Origin of the sequence: Kosakonia cowanii JCM 10956 = DSM 18146, assembly GCF_001975225.1 — a bacterium.
Classification (GTDB): Bacteria; Pseudomonadota; Gammaproteobacteria; order Enterobacterales; family Enterobacteriaceae; genus Kosakonia; species Kosakonia cowanii.
Genome location: NZ_CP019445.1, coordinates 1,390,061 through 1,408,029, shown reverse-complemented (window position 1 = coordinate 1,408,029; position 17,969 = coordinate 1,390,061). Strand labels below are relative to the sequence as shown.

3 protein-coding genes are annotated in these 17,969 nt (G+C 62.3%); all 3 read right to left on the bottom strand.

Annotation, left to right across the window (positions count from 1 at the left end; translation table 11 throughout):
- Positions 1-48 precede the first annotated feature (48 nt).
- From BWI95_RS06480 to BWI95_RS06470, 3 genes are read right to left on the bottom strand one after another with little or no spacing between them, the layout of a single operon-like run.
- Positions 49-6,972 carry an amino acid adenylation domain-containing protein gene (locus tag BWI95_RS06480; RefSeq protein WP_232374449.1) on the bottom strand — a complete coding sequence of 2,308 codons (6,924 nt, stop codon included), beginning with the start codon at positions 6,970-6,972 and terminating at the stop codon, positions 49-51.
- Complete coding sequence (locus BWI95_RS06475; protein ID WP_156884894.1) at positions 6,906-7,139, bottom strand: hypothetical protein; 234 nt, start codon at positions 7,137-7,139, stop codon at positions 6,906-6,908. The genes BWI95_RS06480 and BWI95_RS06475 overlap by 67 nt, the downstream gene beginning before the upstream one ends.
- Positions 7,136-17,917 carry a non-ribosomal peptide synthetase gene (locus BWI95_RS06470; RefSeq protein ID WP_232374448.1) on the bottom strand — a complete coding sequence of 3,594 codons (10,782 nt, stop codon included), beginning with the start codon at positions 17,915-17,917 and terminating at the stop codon, positions 7,136-7,138. Before BWI95_RS06470 ends, BWI95_RS06475 begins: the two co-directional genes overlap by 4 nt.
- Between the last annotated feature and the right edge of the window lie 52 nt (positions 17,918-17,969).

Below are 17,969 nucleotides of genomic sequence, written 5' to 3'. Positions count from 1 at the left end.
AGAGATAAAAAAAACCGCCCTGCAGGCGGTTTTTTTACTCCACGGAAATTACTTCTCTTTGGCTATCCAGTCGCGGATCAGCGGCCCGGCCTGCTGCAACGCCTGCGGGCTGAACATACCGTCATGAGTGCAGGGCAGGGTGTGGATAGCGATTCTCCCCTCGACAAAGGGTGCCCACAGCTGCGCATCGAAACCCTCTTCGCCGTCGCGCCGCGTTGCCGCGCGCAGGAAGAGGATATCCCCCTGAAAGCGCGACGGCGTGAAGGCTGCCAGCAGGCGCGGCGCCTCGCGAAACTCCGCAAGGATACGCTCAAATACCACCGGCTCCATTACCGCCAGCGGATGCTCCTGCGCCACTAAACGGCGGCGCAGCGCCTCGACGGTAAGCTCACTCTCTGCGGGCACGCTGCCGGTTAAGGCTTCAAACAGCGCCGAGAGGCTCTCGCTGTCTTGCCGCTCCTTGTCGCGGTAGCGCTCGCCCAGCGGGTAGCCATCGAGCAGGATTAACGTGCTGACAGCCTGCCCGGCCTGCTGCAACAGGGTGGCGATTTCATGGGCCAGATGGCAGCCAAACGACCAGCCGAGCAGGGCATAGGGGCCGTGTGGCTGCACCTTCACTATCTCCGCGAGGTAACTTTTTGCCAGCGCGTTAACCGAGGGTAACGACACCCCGCTGCTCAGCCGGTGCGATTGCAGGCCAAACAGCGGTTGCGCGTCGCCAAGCCAGGGAATAAGCCCGGCGTAGGACCAGCTCAACCCGCCGCCGGGCGGCAGGCAGAAGAGGGGCGTTTTCTCCCCGTGCGGTTGCAGAGGCAGCATCACATCCAGCACGTTGCTGCGGTGGTTGCTCTGAAGCCGCTGCGCCAGCAGCGCCACCGTCGGGTACTCAAACAGATCGCGCAGCGTCAGTTTCACCTGCCACGTTTTGTCGATAGCGTTAATCAGCCGGGCCGCCAGTAATGAGTGGCCGCCAAGGGCAAAAAAGCTGCTGTCGACGGTGATGGTTTCCACATTGAGCAGTTCGCAAAACCGCGCAGCCAGCCAGCTTTCCCGCTCGTTTTGCGGCGCGCGCCCTGGCCCGGTATGGAAATCGGGCTTCGGTAAATCTGCAAGTGCCAGCTTACCGTTGGCGTTAAGCGGCAGCGCCGCCAGCAGCACAATCGCCGCGGGCACCATAAAGTCCGGCAGGCACTCGCGCGCAAACTGTTGCAGCGCTGCGCTGAGATCGGTCTCCGGCACAGAGGGCACCACATAGGCGACAAGCTGCTTATTGCCGCTGCGATCCTCAAGGGCCACCACCGCCGCCTGCTGAACCGCAGCGTGCTGTTTCAGCACCATCTCCACTTCACCGGGTTCAATGCGGAAACCGCGAATCTTCACCTGCTGATCGCGGCGGCTGACAAAACAGAGCGCGCCATCGCGCCGCCATTTGACGATATCGCCGGTGTGGTACATCCGGCTTCCCGCCGGGCCAAAGGGATCGGCGACAAAGTGTGCCGCGCTCAGCGTTGGGTGGTTGATATAGCCGCGTGCCACCCCGCGTCCGGCGATATAGAGCTCTGCCGCCACGCCCGGTGGCACCGGCTGCAGATGGCTATCAAGCACGTAGAGGCGGGTGTTATCGAACGCTCTGCCAATCGGCACGTCAAGGTAGGGCGCATCGGCCTGAGTGATGGGGTAGTCCGTCGCATAGGTGGTGATCTCCGTCGGGCCATAAATATTCAGTAGTTCGAGATGCGGCCAGCGCTCGCGCACCGCCTGAACCGCGCTGGCGGAGATCTTCTCCCCGCCGGTATAAACCCGGCGTAAGCCTGCAAGGCAGTCGCTCGCCTCCTCGGCGATCAGGCGGAACAGCCCGGAGGTTAAAAAGGCGGTCGTGACCTCACCCGCCACAAGCGTGTCGGCAAGCAGGGGCAGATCCAGCGTCTCACCGGGGACGATCACAGCATGGTGACCATTAAGCAGCGTTCCCCACAGCTCCCAGGTGGAGGCGTCAAACGCATAGGCCGAGTGCAGCAGAATGCGCTGGCAGGCCTCCGCTCGCCAGCGGCGATCGCGTGCCAACGCCAGCACGTTATCCTGAGTGGTGGCAATGCCCTTCGGTTTGCCTGTCGAGCCGGAGGTGAACATCACATAAGCCAGATGGTGCGGCATTACTGTTGTTGCAACGCCCGCCGCCGTGGCGCGGGTTGCCGCCTCATCGACGATAAGCCGCGCAATGCCCGGTGGCAGCGCCGCCTGGCGGTGGATCTCATCCAGCAGCACGATGCGCAGATCCAGCTCATCAATACAATGTTGCCAGCGCTCTGCGGGATCGCTCGCCCGCAGCGGCACATAGAAACCGCCCGCTTTCACCACCGCGAGAAGGGCAATCACCAGCGAAAGTGAGCGTGTCATCAGCACCGCCACGCCCTGCTCGCTGTTTACGCCCTGCTGTTGCAGGTGCTGCGCGAGGGCATTGGCGCAGGCATCCAGTTGCTGGTAGCTCAGCTGCTCCTGCCCGCAGCTGACGGCGATACGCTGCGGTGTGGCGGCGACCTGGCGGGCAAACTGCGCGGCCAGGGTGGCGGGCGGCACGTCACAACGGGTCTCATTCCATACTTCGAGCATCTCGTTACGCTGCCGGTCAGTGAGCAGCGGCAGCGTCATCACCGCACTCTCCGGCTCCTTCACCATGGCCTGCAACAGGTGTATGAAGTAGTCCGCCAGCGCAGTGATGGTCTGCCCATCAAAGCGATCGACCGGGTAGTCAATTTGCACCTCCAGCGCGCTGACGTCGCCGCGCTCGCCGTAAACCTGCTCAACGTTGAAGGTCAAATCAAATTTGGTGGTCACCAGTCCGACAGGCTGCGGCAAAAGCGTCAGATCCGCGAACTCCGGGGGCGTGGCGTCGTTATTTTGCAGCACCATCATCACCTGGAAGAGCGGATGCCTGCCAGAGACGCGCTCGGGGTTAAGGCTTTTCACCACCCAGTCGAAGGGAACCTCCTGGTTAACCCAGGCGGAGAGCATAAACTCGCGCACCTGGGCCAGCGCCTTAGCCACCGTGGGTTTCGCCGCCAGATCAACGCGAAGTACCAGGGTATTGACGAAGAAGCCGACCAGATCGCGCATCGCCTCATCTGATCGCCCGGCGACGGCGGTGCCGAGCGTAATATCCTCCCCGGCCCCCATGCGGCCAAAGAGGATCGCGGCGGCGGTTTGCAGCACCATAAAGGGCGTCGCCCCCTCATGGCGCGCCAACTGTGTAATTTGCTGATAAAGCTTCTCATCAATGCGCAGCCTGACCTGCCCGCCAACGTAACTCATCTCGGTCGTCGGGTGACGATCGACGGGCAACGTCATCGCTTCCGGTACGCCGGAAAGGGCTTCACGCCAGAAGGCGACCTGCTCTGTGGCAGTCTCGCTCAGGCTCTCAATGTCGCCCAACCTCTCGCGCTGCCAGAGGGCGTAATCGGCGTACTGCACCGGCAGCGGCGCCCACTGCGGGGCTTGCATGGCGCAGCGCGCGGTATAGGCGCAGGCGAGATCGCGAAACAGTGGTGCCAGCGAGCCACCATCGCAGGCGATATGGTGGATAACCAGCAGCAGCACATGCTGCCGGGTTTGCGAAAGATGGAACAGGCTGGCGCGCAGCGGGATCTCTTCTGCCAGCTCAAACGGGTAGGCTGCGGCGTGATTAAGGGCATCGGTAAGCGACGAAGCCGCGATATCGCTCACCTCAAACGTCACTTCAAACGCATCGGGGGCGAGGATCTCCTGCCAGGGCTGCCCCTGGTGGAGCGGGTAGCGCGTGCGCAGGATCTCATGGCGTTCAACCACATCCCGCACGGCTTCACGCAGTGCGGCGTCGTTCAGCTCCCCCTGTAAGCGGATGGCGAGCGGCATATTGTAGGCTGCATGGTTGTTATCGAGGTTTTTCAAAAGCCACATCCGCTGCTGGGCAAAAGAGAGCGGCAGCCGCTCGCTGCGCGGCTGTAGGCAGAGGGGCCCAGCAAGCTGGCTTCCCTGTTTTGTCAGTTGCCCGGCAAGCTGCGCGACCGTTGGATAGTCAAACAGCGTGCGGATCGGCACTTCGACCTCCAGCACGCGGGTGATACGGCTCACCAGACGCATCGCCAGCAGCGAATGACCGCCGAGGGCAAAGAAGTCGTCATCAATACCGGGAGCGTCTGACTGCAACACCTCGGCAAACAGCCCCAGCAGAATCTCCTCCTGCACGCTGCGCGGTGCGCGTCGTGCGCTTCCTGCACTCAGATCGGGGCGCGGCAGGGCGCGTTTATCCAGCTTGCCGTTGAGGGTCAGCGGAAACTGTTCAATCTGCATAATCGCGCTCGGCACCATGTAGCCCGGCAGTTTTGCTGCCGCCAGGCTGCGCAGCGCGGCAATATCGAGCGGCGCATGCGTGTCGGCGGTGACGTAGGCCACCAGCTGCGGCTGAGTGTCGGCATCAAGCAGCACCACTTCTGCATGGGTAACCTGCGGGGCGCTTTGCAGGATGGCGGCAATTTCGCCCAGTTCAATACGAAAACCGCGCAGTTTCACCTGCTGATCCGCGCGCCCCAGGTAGTGCAGGTCTCCCTCTGGGCTCCTGACGGCGATATCGCCGGAGCGATACATGCGCGAGCCAGGCGCACCCCAGGGATCGGCAACAAAGCGTTGGCTGGAGAGTTCGACCCGGTTTAGATAGCCGCGCGCCAGCCCGGCACCGCTGATATACATTTCGCCCTCAACGCCCGGCGGCACCGGACGCAGCGCATCATCCAGCAGATGGATATGCAGATCGGAGATCGCCACGCCGATAAGGCTGCCTGTCGCCTCGCGCGCCCGCGCCGCGGTTAACGGCTGATAGCTCACATGCACGGTGGTCTCCGTGATGCCGTACATATTGATAAGTTCGGGAGCCGTATCCGGGTGGCGTTGATACCAGCGCTCGAGTTGGCTGAGATCCAGCGCTTCGCCACCAAATATCACCTTGCGCAGCGCCAGCGGCAGTTCGTCATGCTCAAGGTCGCGCTCGGCTTCAATCAGCTGATAAAAAGCGGACGGCGTCTGGTTAAGGATGGTCACTTTTTTCTCGCTTAACAGCCGCAAAAAGGCCTGCGCATCGCGGCTGACCATAAAGGGCACTACCACCAGCTCGCCGCCATAGAGCAACGCGCCCCATATTTCCCAGACCGAGAAATCAAACGAGCAGGAGTGAAACAGCGTCCAGATATCGTGGCGCGAGAAGTTGAACCACGCCTCTGTCGCGGCGAAAAGACGCAGCACATTGCTGTGCGGGATCATCACCCCCTTTGGATTGCCGGTGGAGCCAGAGGTGTAAATGATATAGGCGAGGTTGTGCGCATGCACCGGGCGCAGCCGCTCGCTTTGCTGGAGATCCGCGCCGCTCTGCTGCGCCAGCCGTTGCTGGCTTTCAGCGCTATCAAGGAGCAGCAGCTGCGATTCATCAAACATCCCCGCGTGCGCCTGGAGTGACACGATTAGCGCCGGTCTGGCGTCGGAGAGAATGTAGGCCAGCCGCTCCGGCGGGTTATGCACATCCAGCGGCAGCCAGGCCGCGCCCGCTTTCAGCACCGCAAGAATAGCCACCAGCGCCTCAAGCGTGCGCGGCAGCGCCAGCGCCACAATCTCTTCGCTGCCGATGCCGCAGCTCACCAGATGACGGGCAAGTTGGTTCGCCCGCTGGTTAAGCTCGGCGTAGCAAAGCGTCTTATCGCCAAGCGAGAGGGCAGTGGCATCCGGGTAGTGCGCGGCGCACTGTTCAAACACCTCGTGCAGCGTGGTTTGCGTCCTCTTATCGAACGATGACGGTGTGGGAAGCAGCGCCTGCGCCTCTTGCGGCAGTAACAGCGAAGCGTGGCCGATACGGCTGTCGGGGCGGTCAATCATGGTGTAAAGCAGATGCAGGAAGCGATCCGCCAGCCGCTCAACCTCCTCATCGGGGAAGATATCGGCCAGCGCGCTAAAGCGCAGCGCGAGCGATTCGCCGGGAACAGCGATAAGCCCCAGCGGGTAGTGGGAGGCATCGCCGCCGCGGTGCGAGGCGAGCGAAGCCGTTAATTTTTCGCTCATTTCGGCGCTTGCGCTATGCGGGTAGTTCTCAAACACCATCAGCGTATCAAACAGCGCCTCGCCGCCGGCGTCAGCCTGGATGGTGGTGAGATCGAGATACTGGCTGTCGAGCAGGCGCGTCTGCTCCGCCTGTAGCCGTTGCAGCAGCGTGGCAAAACTCTCCTCCATGCGCCAACTGAGGCGAAGCGGCAGCGTGTTGATCAGTAACCCGACCATCCTTTCGATACCGCTAAGCTCCGCCGGTCTGCCGGAAACCGTAATGCCGAAAACCACGTCGCAGCGCCCGGTAAGCGCGCCAAGCAGCATGCCCCAGGCGCACTGCAACAGCGTATTGACCGTTACGCCAAGCTCGCGGGCGCAGCGGTTAAGCTGCCGGGTACGGTCGGCATCCACCGTTCTGTGGAGCAGGTGCGGCTGCAAATTGTCGGTGGTACGCCCTTTGGCGAGATGGGTAGGGCCTTGCAGGCCGCGTAACGCCTCGCGCCAGGCCTCGCGCATCTTGTCGGTGTCACGCTCGGCAAGCCAATACAAATAGTCGCGGTAGGGCACGGCTGGCGGCAACGGCTCCGCGAGGTATAAGCGAAACAGCTCATCGAGCAGAACCGGAATCGACCAGCCATCCAGCAACAGGTGGTGATTGGTGAAGATCAGCTTATGTTGCGTCGGCGAACACTTCACGACAGTAAAGCGCAGCAGAGGCGGGGTGTCGGCGGCGAAGCGGGTGTTGTAGTCCGTTTCCAGCAGCGCGTGAAAAGCCGACGCCTGCGCTAACGTTGACAGGATACTTAGATCGATCTCCTGCCAGGGGAGCGGCAGGCCAGAGAGGATCAGCTGAACCGGCGTGTCGACCTCTTCATACTCAAACCCGGCGCAGAGATGGGGATGGCGCGCCAGCAGTTGCCCGACGGCCTGCCTGAGCCTCGCGACATCCAGCTCCCCTCAAGCTGATAAACCTGTTGTACCTGATAGGCATCGCTGCCGCGCGTATCAAGCAGCATATGGAACAGCAGACCTTTCTGTAACGGGGATAACGGCAGTATCTCTTTAATATCCATACTCATTTTTTCTTCGTCCATTTTGCCTGAAGTTTTGACAGCCCCGCTTGTTGCAGCGCCACCAGGGGCACATCTGAAGGGGTGAAACCGCCGATATCGTCGACCTGCGTAAGCTGCGACAGCGCTTTCAGCCAGCTAAACCACCCCGTAGCCAGGCGGCTGACGCGATCTTCAGCGTAAAGCTCAGTCGCCCAACTCCAGTTCGCCACCAGCACCGGGCCGCTTGCACGTGCTTCCACCACGGCATTGAGCGAGAGGGCATGCGGCAGCGCGAAGCTGTCGTGCGCGCGGGTATCAAGCAGGCGGGCCTCAGCCGCAAGCTGCCAGTCCCGCGCCTCTTCAACGCTGAGGCGGCCCAGATAGTTAAAGCCGATTTGCGGCTGTGGCAGCGCGGCAAGCTGCGGGCGCGTTTGCGTATTGAGATAGCGCAGCAGGCCGTAACCCAGCCCGTTGCCCGGCACCTGGCGCAACTGCTCTTTGACGCTCTTCAGCGCGCTACCGAGCGAGTGGGGATGGGTTAACTGTGCGCGACCCGGAGCAAGACGCACCGGGTAGAGCGTGGTAAACCAGCCAACGGTGTTCGACAGCGCGGTTCCCGCCAGCTCTTCGCGCCCGTGCCCTTCGACATCCAGCAGCACATCTGTTTGCCCATCCTCGCGCCATGCCGTGATGGCCAGCGCCAGGGCGCAGAGCAGCACATCGTTGATACCGGCGTGAAAGCGCGCGGGCAGGGTGGCCAGCAGAGGCTGGGTGAACTCGCTGCCAAGCTCCATCTGCAAAGAGGCGCTGGTGGCGAGGGTGTCGCACGTGCCTGCAAGAGGTCGTGTGGTTAACAGCCTATCCGGTTGGTTGAGCACGCTCTGCCAGTGCGCCAGCTCATCACCCCGGCGTTGCGCTTCCTGCTCAAGGCGCAGCGCCCAGGCGCGAAAGGAGGTGCCTGCGTCGGTCAGCTGCGCGTTTCTCCCCGTAGCGCGGGCGCGCCAGAGGGCAAGCAGGTCGGCGGCGAGTATCCGCCAGGAGACGCCGTCCACCACCAGGTGGTGCAACACCAGCATCAGCTGGCCCGGTTCGCCGCAGGCGGCGCGGAACCAGACGGCCTGCACCATCTTGCCGCGTGCCGGGTCGAGCCGCTGTTTTGCCCGGCGACACGCCTCTTCTATCTGCTGCTGCCGCTGCTCAGGCGAGAGCGGCTGGGCGTCGATAATCTCCAGCATCTCACTCTCGTCGATGGCAGTCGGCACAGCGAGATGGATCTCGCCGTTGGCCTCGCGGCGGGCAGTTAAGCGCAGCGCATCGTGGTGCCTGAGCAGCTCGGCGAGCAGCTCGCGCAGGGTTTGCGCATCCAGTTCTGCGGGCGTGTGCAGCAGCGTTGCCTGGCAGAACGCGTTGATATCGCCGGGGTTCTCCATCAACCAGTGGATGATCGGGGTCGCGGGCAGGTCGCCGACGGCAGCAACCTGCGGGGCGGTATCCTGCTCTGCAACGGCGGTCATGATGCCAGCCAGCCCGGCGACCGATTTATGCTCAAACACATCGCGCGGGGTGAATAGCCAGCCCGCCTGACGGGCGCGCGCGACCAGCTGTATCGCCGTGATGCTGTCGCCGCCCAGCTCGAAGAAGCTTGTCGTGCGGTCGACCTCCGCCAGGTTGAGCAACTCGGCGAACAGGGTGCTGAGCAGCTGCTCCTGCGCGTTACGCGGTGGGGTGTGCTGGGTGCGGGTAAACTGCGGCGCAGGCAGCGCGCGGCGGTCGACTTTGCCGTTTGGCGTGACCGGTATCGCCGGTAGCAGGACCACGGCAACCGGCACCATATAGTCCGGCAGAAAGTCGCGTAAAAAGTCGCGGATCTCCCCGCCCTGCGCCTGCTCATCGCGGGCAACGGCGTAAGCCACCAGCTGGCGCAGTCCGGGCTTATCCTCGCGGACAATCACCGTCGCCTGCGTGATCTGCGGATGTTTTCGCAGCTGGGATTCAATCTCGCCCAGCTCAATACGAAAACCGCGGATTTTGACCTGGTGATCGACGCGCCCGGCGAACATCAGCTCGCCCTCACGGCTCCAGCTTGCCATATCGCCGGTGCGGTACATCCGGCTGCCTGGTGCGCCAAAGGGGTTGGCGACGAAGCGTTCTGCCGTTAAATCAGGCCGTTTCAGGTAGCCGCGCGCCAGGCTTTCACCGGCAATATAAAGCTCGCCTTTTACCCCCGGCGGAACGGGTTGCAGATGCGCGTCCAGCACATAAGCCTGCATGTTGAAAATCGGCCTGCCAATCGGCGGCAGGCGGTCGGCCTGCAACGGCTGGCTGATGGTGGCGCAGACGGTCGATTCGCTCGGGCCATAGGCATTAATCATTCGCCGCCCGGTGCCCCAGAAGGCGATCAGTTCCGGCGGGCAGGCCTCGCCAGCGACAATAAGCGTTGCCAGGGCGGGCAGCGGTTCGCGCGGCATAACCGCCAGCCCAACCGGTGGCAGCGTGGCATGGGTAACCGCGCGATCGTGCATCAGGGTATAAAGCGGTTTGCCAGGGGTTAGCGCCTCTTTTGCCGCCACGACCAGCGCCGCGCCGCTCAGCAGCGCCATGCTGATATCCCAGAATGAGGCGTCGAAGCTTGGCGAGGCGAACTGCAACACGCGGCTTTGCGGCGTGACGTGCAGGCGCTCAACCATGCTGGCGACCAGATGACCAATCCCCCGATGGGTGACGACGACCCCTTTTGGCGCGCCGGTCGAGCCAGAGGTGTAGATAAGGTAGGCGGCGTTATCGCACTGCAGCCTGCGCGGCAGCGTAATCGCTTCGGCACAGTGGTCGGCAAGCAGCCCGCGCAGGGCCGGGTGGTCAAGGCGCAGCGCGGCATACTCCGGTGCCAGCCGGTCGGCGAATGCCGCCTGGCTTATCACCAGCCCTGGCTGCGCGTGGCTTAACATATACGCCACCCGCTCGGGTGGGTAGTCAGGGTCGAGAGGCAAATAGGCGGCGCCCGTTTTCATGGTGGCAATGATGGACACGATAAGGGCAACGGATCGCGGCAGCGCGATGGCGACAATCTGCTCGGCGCCGATGCCCCGCGCCAGCATCAGGTTTGCCAGGCGGTTTGCCCGCTGATCCAGCTGCGCGTAGGTCAAGGTCTCCTCATCGCCAATCAGGGCTATTGCCTGCGGCGTGGCGCGCACGATGGCTTCAAACTGTTCGGCAAAGGTCGCGGCGGGAACCTCGCGCGCGCTGTTGTTCCACGTCTGCATGATTTCGTGCCGCTCAGCGTCGCTGAAAATGGGCAGTTCGCTCACGTTACGCGAGGCATCGGTGGCGATGCCCGCCAGCAGGTGGGTGAAGTAGCCCGCCATGCGCCCGACGGTCGCCTCGTCAAACAGATCCACGGCGTACTCCACCATGCCGCGCAGCCCCTCCGGCGTCTCTTCGAGGTTAAAGGTGAGATCGAATTTCGCCACCGGCAACGACGGCATCTCGACCACGGTTTCCAGTTCATCGAAGAGGGCATCACTGCGCGCGACGTTTTGCAGCACCAGCATCACCTGGAAGAGCGGATGGCGCGCTAGCGAGCGAGCGGGATTTAACGCCTCGACCAGGCTCTCGAACGGGATATCCTGGTGCTCCCAGGCCGCCAGCGCGCCCTCGCGAACGCGCTCAACCAGCGTCACAAACGAGGGATTGCCGCTGAGATCGGTCCGCATCACCAGGGTGTTGATAAAAAAGCCGACCAGCGGTTCGAGTGCCTCGTCGCTACGCCCCTCGACCGCCGTGCCGATCGGGATATCCTCGCCCGCACCGCAGCGGCAAAGCAGCACCGCCAGCGCCGCCTGTAACAGCATAAACAGGCTGGCGTTATGCTGCCGTGCCAGCGCCCCTAATGCTGCGGTTGTGCGGGCATCAATGGCGAAGTGGCACTGTTTACCCACATAGCTGGCGCGCAGCGGGCGCGGCCGGTCAGTGGGCAACTGAAGCTCGTCGGGCAGGTCATGCAGCGTATTGCGCCACCAGGCCAGCTGGCGGTTAAAGAGGCTGTCGTTCTCGTCCGGCGCGCCGAGCAGCGCCTGCTGCCACAGTGTGTAGTCGGCATACTGCACCGCAAGCGGTCTCCAGGCGGGCACCCGGTTCTGCGCGCGGGCGTTGTAGGCCTCTGCCAGATCGTGCAGCAGCGGGGCAATCGATCCGCCATCGCTGGCGATATGGTGCATCAGAATGAGTAACAGATGGTGGTCATCATCCACCTTAAACAACCAGGCGCGACAGGGATCTTCCTGCGCCAGATCGAAGGTGTATTGTGCGGCGGTCTGCACGGCGTGGGGCAGGTCGTCGGCGGAAACCGTGAGCAGGGTCAGCGGGCAACAGGCTATCGAGGCCGGGGTGATCCTCTGGCAAACCGTCCCATCGTTAAGCTCATGAAAGTGCGTGCGTAAGCTTTCATGGCGCAGCACGATATCGTCGAGTGCCGTCATCAGCGCGGAGACGACGATATCCCCCCGTAAGGTGAGCGTGACGGGCATATTGTAGGTGTATTTACCCTGCTCAATGCGGTCGATCATCCAGAGACGCCGCTGCGGTGATGAGAGCGGCAGAAGCGGTGGCCGCTCGCCCTGGCACAGGCGTGGGCGCGGTGTCTGGCTGGCCTGCAACCGCCCGGCAAACTGCGCGACCGTCGGGGCTTCAAACAGGTCGCGAATCGCCGGGTTGAGATTGAGCACCCGGCGGATTTTGCTCACCAGGCGGGAGGCCATCAGCGAGTGGCCGCCGAGGGCAAAGAAGTCATCATCAATTCCAACCTCCGGCACGCCCAATACCGCGGCGAAGAGCGTACAGAGGGTGCGCTCAAGGTCATTGCGCGGCGTACGGTGCGCGACGCTGGCAACCTGCGGTGCGGGCAGGGCGCGCTGATCGACTTTGCCGTTCGCGGTCAGAGGGAAGTGCTCAAGGGGAACAATCATTGCCGGCACCATAAAGTCCGGCAACTGGGCGCCCAGCGCCCGGCGCAGCGCATCGGCATCGCAGGTTGCGCCAGGTTTTGCCGTCACCCACGCAATCAGCTGCCTGTTCCCTTGATTGTTCTCGCGAGCGCTCACCAGCGCCTGAGCCACCGCTGCTTGCTTTCGCAGGGCCGCTTCCACTTCTGCCAGCTCAATGCGGAAGCCGCGAATTTTGACCTGCTGATCGCCACGGTTCAGGTACTCCAGCACGCCATCCTCGCGCCAGCGCACCTGGTCGCCGGAGCGATACATGCGCTCGCCGTGCACTGAAAATGGGTTCGCAACAAAATGCGCCGCGGTCAGGCAGGGGTTGCGGTGATATCCGCGCGCCAGCCCGATCCCGGCAATATAGAGTTCACCGGGCATGCCGACCGGCAGCGGGTTGAGGTAAGCATCAAGGACATAAAGCTGCGTATTGTCGAGCGGCGTGCCGACAGGCACCGTCACGCCCTCCGGGATCTGCACCATGGGCCATGTGGTGGCGAAGGTGGTGGTTTCCGTCGGCCCGTAGCCGTTCATCATCACAAGCGCGGGATTATGCGTCATCACCTCGCGAATGGCGTGTATGGAGAGCACATCCCCGCCCGCAATCAGTAAACGCACGCCCTTCAGCGCCTCAGGATGCACTTCTGCCATCAGGTGAAATAGCCCGGCGGTGAGCCACAGCGCGGTGACCTTTTCATCGACGATACTCTGCGCCAGCGTATCGATATCCAGCTCGCCCGGCGGCGCGACGATAACGGTGCCGCCGCCCAGCAATGGCACCCACAGCTCATAAGTTGAGGCATCAAAGGCCGACGGAGAGTGCAGCAGCACCCGCTGATGATCCTCTGCCCGCCAGCGGCGATCCAGCGCCAGCGCCGCCACGCTCTGCTGCTCGACCGCAATCCCTTTCGGCTTACCGGTCGAACCGGAGGTGAACATGATATAGGCCAGGCTGCCGGGCGCAGAGAGAAGCGGCGGATTGCTTAGCGGCCAGTCGCCCGCAGGTTCCTCACTGATAAACACCACATTGTCGATCGTAGGCAGCGGCAAGGTGGCATCGGCCAGCAGTAGCGTGGCGCCTGCCTCGTTTACCATTAGCTGCTGGCGCTCCAGCGGATCGGTGATGCGCAGCGGCAGGTAAGCACCGCCAGCCTTGATAACGGCGAGCACGGCAATAACTTCGTTCATCGAGTGCTGCATCAGTAATCCGGCGCAGAACGGTGCGCCCCCGGTCTGCGTCATCAGGCGGTGCGCAAGCCGGTTTGCTGCCTCATTGAGGTGGCGATAGCTCAGCGTTTTCTCACCCTCTTTCACCGCGATGGCATCGGGCGAGCGCTGCACCTGCGTTTCAAACAGCCCGGCCAGCGACAGCGGCGGCAACGTCACATCCGTTGCGTTCCAGCGCTTTAGCACGGTTTCACGCTGCGCGGCGCTTAACAGCGGGATCTGCGCAAGGCGGGCTTCGGGACGCTGCGCGATAGTTTCGATAACCCGGATTAACTGTTCGGCAAAGCCCGCAACCGTGCGGCCATCATAGAGGGCGGTGGCATATTCAATATGCCCGCTCAGGCGTTGCTGCGCGTCATCAACATCAAAATGAAACAGCAGATCGAATTTGGCGGTGGTGGTCGGGAGCTGGCGTTGTGCCACCGTCACTTGCGGGAAGGTGACCGCCTGTGGCCACGGTGTATCGACCACCATCATCACCTGAAAGAGCGGATGACGGGCTAAGGTGCGACCGGGTGCCAGCGCCTCGACGACCTGCTCAAAGGGGAGATCCTGATGCTGGTTGGCTTCCAGCACCGCCGATTTTGCCTGGACGACAATGTCGCTTAGCGTCGGGTTGCCTCCCATATCCGTTCGCAGCACCGCCGTATTGGCGAAATAGCCGATCAGCGGCAGCAGGGCGGCGTCGCTGCGGGCGTAAAGCGGCGTACCGATTACGATGTCATCACCCGCGCCGAGGCGATGCAGCAGCGTTGCCAGCGCCGCATGCAGAAGCATAAACAGGCTCACGCCCATCTCATCGCCCCGTTTTTTCAGGCGCGATAACAGCTCATCGGGGAGCGCGAAGTCGACGCGGTCGCCACGGTAATCCGCCTGCGCGGGGCGAGGCCGGCCGGCGGGTAGCGTCACCTCTTCCGGCACATCCGCCAGCTGTTGAAACCAGTAGTTCAGCTGCTGGCTATGGCGCGGCGCTTCGCTCAGCAACGCGCGCTGCCAGAGCGCGTAATCGGCGTACTGGACGGTCAGCGGCGGCAACTGCGGGTGTTGGCCTGCGGCACGCGCCTGCCAGCAGAGACGCAAATCCTCCAGCAGTGGCAGCAGGGAGCCACCATCCCCGGCGGTATGGTGAATGAGCAGCAGCAGAACGTGTTGCTCTGCTGCCAGTTGATAGAGCCAGGCTTTAACCGGCAGTTCACTATCCAACGCAAAGAGATGCTGGCACTCCATTACCAACTGCGCTTCAAGATGCTCGGGCGCGATGGCGAGGGTCGGTAGCGCAAAATCGACGTCGTGGACAGGGATGATCTGCTGGCAGGGCATCTCTTCCTGCTGGGTTAACAGGGTGCGCAGGCTCTCGTGGCGGGCGATAACGTCAGAGAGCGCCTGCGCCAGCACTGCCGCATCCAGCGGGCCGCTCAGCGTCAGCGCCAGCGGCATATTGTAGGCGCTGCTGGGGGCGATTTGCTGCTGCAACCATAAGCGCTGCTGGGCAAACGACATCGGCAACTGCGGCGGGCGCGGTTGTGCGACCAGCGCAGGGCGTGCGGTCTGGCCGTGCGCCGCCGCTATCTGCATACTCAGTTCGGCAACGGTCGGGGCATCAAACAGGGTTTTCAGCGACAGCTCCACGCCGAAACTCTGGCGCAGGCGGCTGAGTAATTGCAGGGCTAACAGCGAGTGCCCGCCGAGGCTAAAAAAGTTGTCATCAATACCGGGCGGGTCGATGGCCAGGCACTCGGCAAACAGCTGGCACAGCTCCCGCTGCTGCGCAGTAGCGGGCGGCACCGGGGCGAGGGAGGTAAAAGTCGGTTGCGGCAGCGCCCGGCGGTCAATTTTGCCATTCGCCGTCAGGGGGAAGTGCGCCAGCACCATCACCCGCGCGGGCACCATATAGTCCGGCAGTTTTTGCGCTGATGCCGCGCGCAGCGCATCCGGGCTACAGGCTGCATCATCGTGCGCCACGACGTACGCCACCAGCCGTTTCTGCCCGCTCTTTTTCTCCTCATGGGCGACGACCAGCGCCTGTTTAACGTCGGGCAGGGCGTTGAGCGCATTTTCAATCTCCCCGAGTTCAATGCGATAGCCGCGGATCTTGACCTGATTGTCCACCCGGCCAAGGAAAACGATCGTCTGCGCTTCACTCCAGCAGGCCATATCGCCGGTGCGATACATACGCTTACCCTCCTCATCAAAGGGGTTGGCAACAAAGCGCTCGCTGGTTAAATCTGCGCGGTTGAGATAGCCGAGCGCCAGCCCGTCACCAGCGATATAGAGTTCGCCAGGCTGCCCAACCGGCACTGGTTTCAGGGCGTCATCAAGGATATGGATGCGGGTATTAAAGAGCGGTCTACCGATAACCGACGGCGAGGGGTGCGCGGCGCTCAGCTCGCTTAAGGTCGACCAGATAGTGGTTTCGGTGGGGCCATAGAGTTGAATGACGCGCTCAGAGAGGGCGACCATGCGCTCCGCAAGCGTTTGGGGTAGCGCATCGCCGCCGACCATTGCCGTCAGGCCAGCCAGCGAATCGGGCTGATAGGCCACTAACCCATGCCACAGCGCGGGCGTACCCTGCATATGGGTGATCTGATGTTCAGCGATCGCCTGCGCCAGCAGACGCGGGTCGCGCGCGCACTCCCGTGAGGCGATAGTGACCGACGCGCCGGTCATCAGCGGCAATAAAAGCTCCAGCGCGGCGATATCAAAACTGAGGGTGGTCACGGCTAACAGCCGATGCTGCGCCGTCAGTTGCACGGTGTGCTGTATGGCGGTGAGGAAGTTGGTTAACGAGCCGTGAGAGACCAGTACCCCTTTCGGCGCGCCGGTGGAGCCGGAGGTAAAGAGCACATACGCTGGCTGCTGCGGTTGTGGCAGCGTGGTCAGGTTATCGTCGTGCTGTGCCGCAATGGCCGCCACCGCCGCGTCACTGTCGATCTGCTGCTGGCGATAACCGGTAACGATCCCCGCCGTTTGCGACGAGGAGAGGATCAGCGTCGGCTGGGCGGTGGCGAGAATATGCTGCAGGCGCTCCGCCGGATGATCGGCATCAAGGGGCAGGTAAATGGCCTGTGCTTTGGCGACTGCCAGCATGGCGATGACCATCTCCACCGTGCGCGGCAGGAGCAGCGCGACGCTGTCGCCTGGGCGCACACCCTGCGCCTGTAGATAGCGGCTAAGCCGGTTCGCCTGGCGGTTAAGCTGGCTGTAGCTCAGTTGGGTGTGCCGATCGTTAAGCGCAGGCGCGTGCGGGGTGCTTCTGGCATGGCGTTCAAACAGCGCCGCAAAGGAGAGGGGCGGCACGGGCGCGCAGGTATCATTGGCGCGGGCAAAAAGCTGCTCCTCTTCTGCGCTCAGCAGCGAGGGGGCACCAATCGCGGCGTGTGGCTGGTCGATTAATGCGCTAAACAGCGCCAGCATGCGCTGATGATGGGCGGATAAACTCTCTGGGCTGTAGAGGGCGCTATTAGCATCAAAGCCGACGACCAGCGTGTGTTCGTCGCCGTAACCAAAGAAGAAGATCGCCAGATCGTCAACCGGCCCGTTGCTGGTATTCACCGGGAAAGTTTTCGCGCCGTTGAAAGCCAGATCGTCGCCAAATAACTCGACGTTGATGGTGGTGTGGTAGAGCGGGCGGTCGAGTTTAAGATCGCGGGTTAACGCTTCATGGGGATACTGCTGGTGACGTAACGCGGACATCATCTCTTTTGCGACCAGCACCAGCACATCATCAAGGGTCAGCGCGGGCGAAAGCGGCAGGCGTATCGGCATGATGTTGGACATCATCGCAGGCGTGGTGCGCTGCACTCGCCCGACGCGTGCCGCCATCGGTAGCCCAATCACCACCTCCTGCTGACCGGTCATGCGGTAGAGGTAAATGGCGGTTAACGCCGTAAGCAGTTGCGGGAGCGTGCAGCCTGCGGCTTCGGCATGGCGATGCAGGGCCTGATGCAGGGCTAAATCGATACTGTTGCGCTGGCGGACGATCGGCGCATCCGGCGCGCTGCGGCCCGCCAGGCTTGCGGGCGCTGGCGTATCCTGAAAGCGCGCCATCCAGTATTCGCGATCGCGAAGAAAGCGGTTTGAGTTTCTGTAGGCGGTATCTTCGGCAATCAAGGCGCGAAAGTTGCCGAACGGCGTCGGCGCGATAGGTTTATCCATCACCAGTGCATTGTAGATATCGACCGTGCGGCGAAGGATCAGCGAAGCGCCAAAACCGTCCAGCAGGATATGGTGGCAGCAGTGGTAATAGAGGAATCTTTTCGGGCTGAGCTTAATGAGACAAAAGATAAATGCGTTCCCTTGTGTAAGGGAGAAGCGTTGATTTGTCTGCTCGCTCATAAAGGCCAGTGCGGCTTCCCAGGCATCCGGGCGCGCACTGAAATCGTAAAAGGCAGCATCATAATTATCGATGGCGGGCAACTGCTGCTTTACCGTGTTGTCTGTTTGAAAAAACCGGCCGTGCATTGTTTCGGCTTCAGCAATCATTTTTTTGACTGCCGCTTTAAATAATATTGGGCTTACTTCGCCATCAATAATTAAATATTCGCTGATTGTATTATTCCCCGGATTCAGGGCGACTTCATTCGCTAACCACATTCCCATTTGTGCGGATGTTAAAGCGACGTACTCCATGTCAATTAGCGCGGAC

Bases quoted from the DNA above. Each gene is read 5' to 3' on its own strand.
- BWI95_RS06475 (WP_156884894.1), bottom strand. From the start codon at position 7,139: ATGAGTATGGATATTAAAGAGATACTGCCGTTATCCCCGTTACAGAAA.
- BWI95_RS06470 (WP_232374448.1), bottom strand. From the start codon at position 17,917: ATGTGGTTAGCGAATGAAGTCGCCCTGAATCCGGGGAATAATACAATC.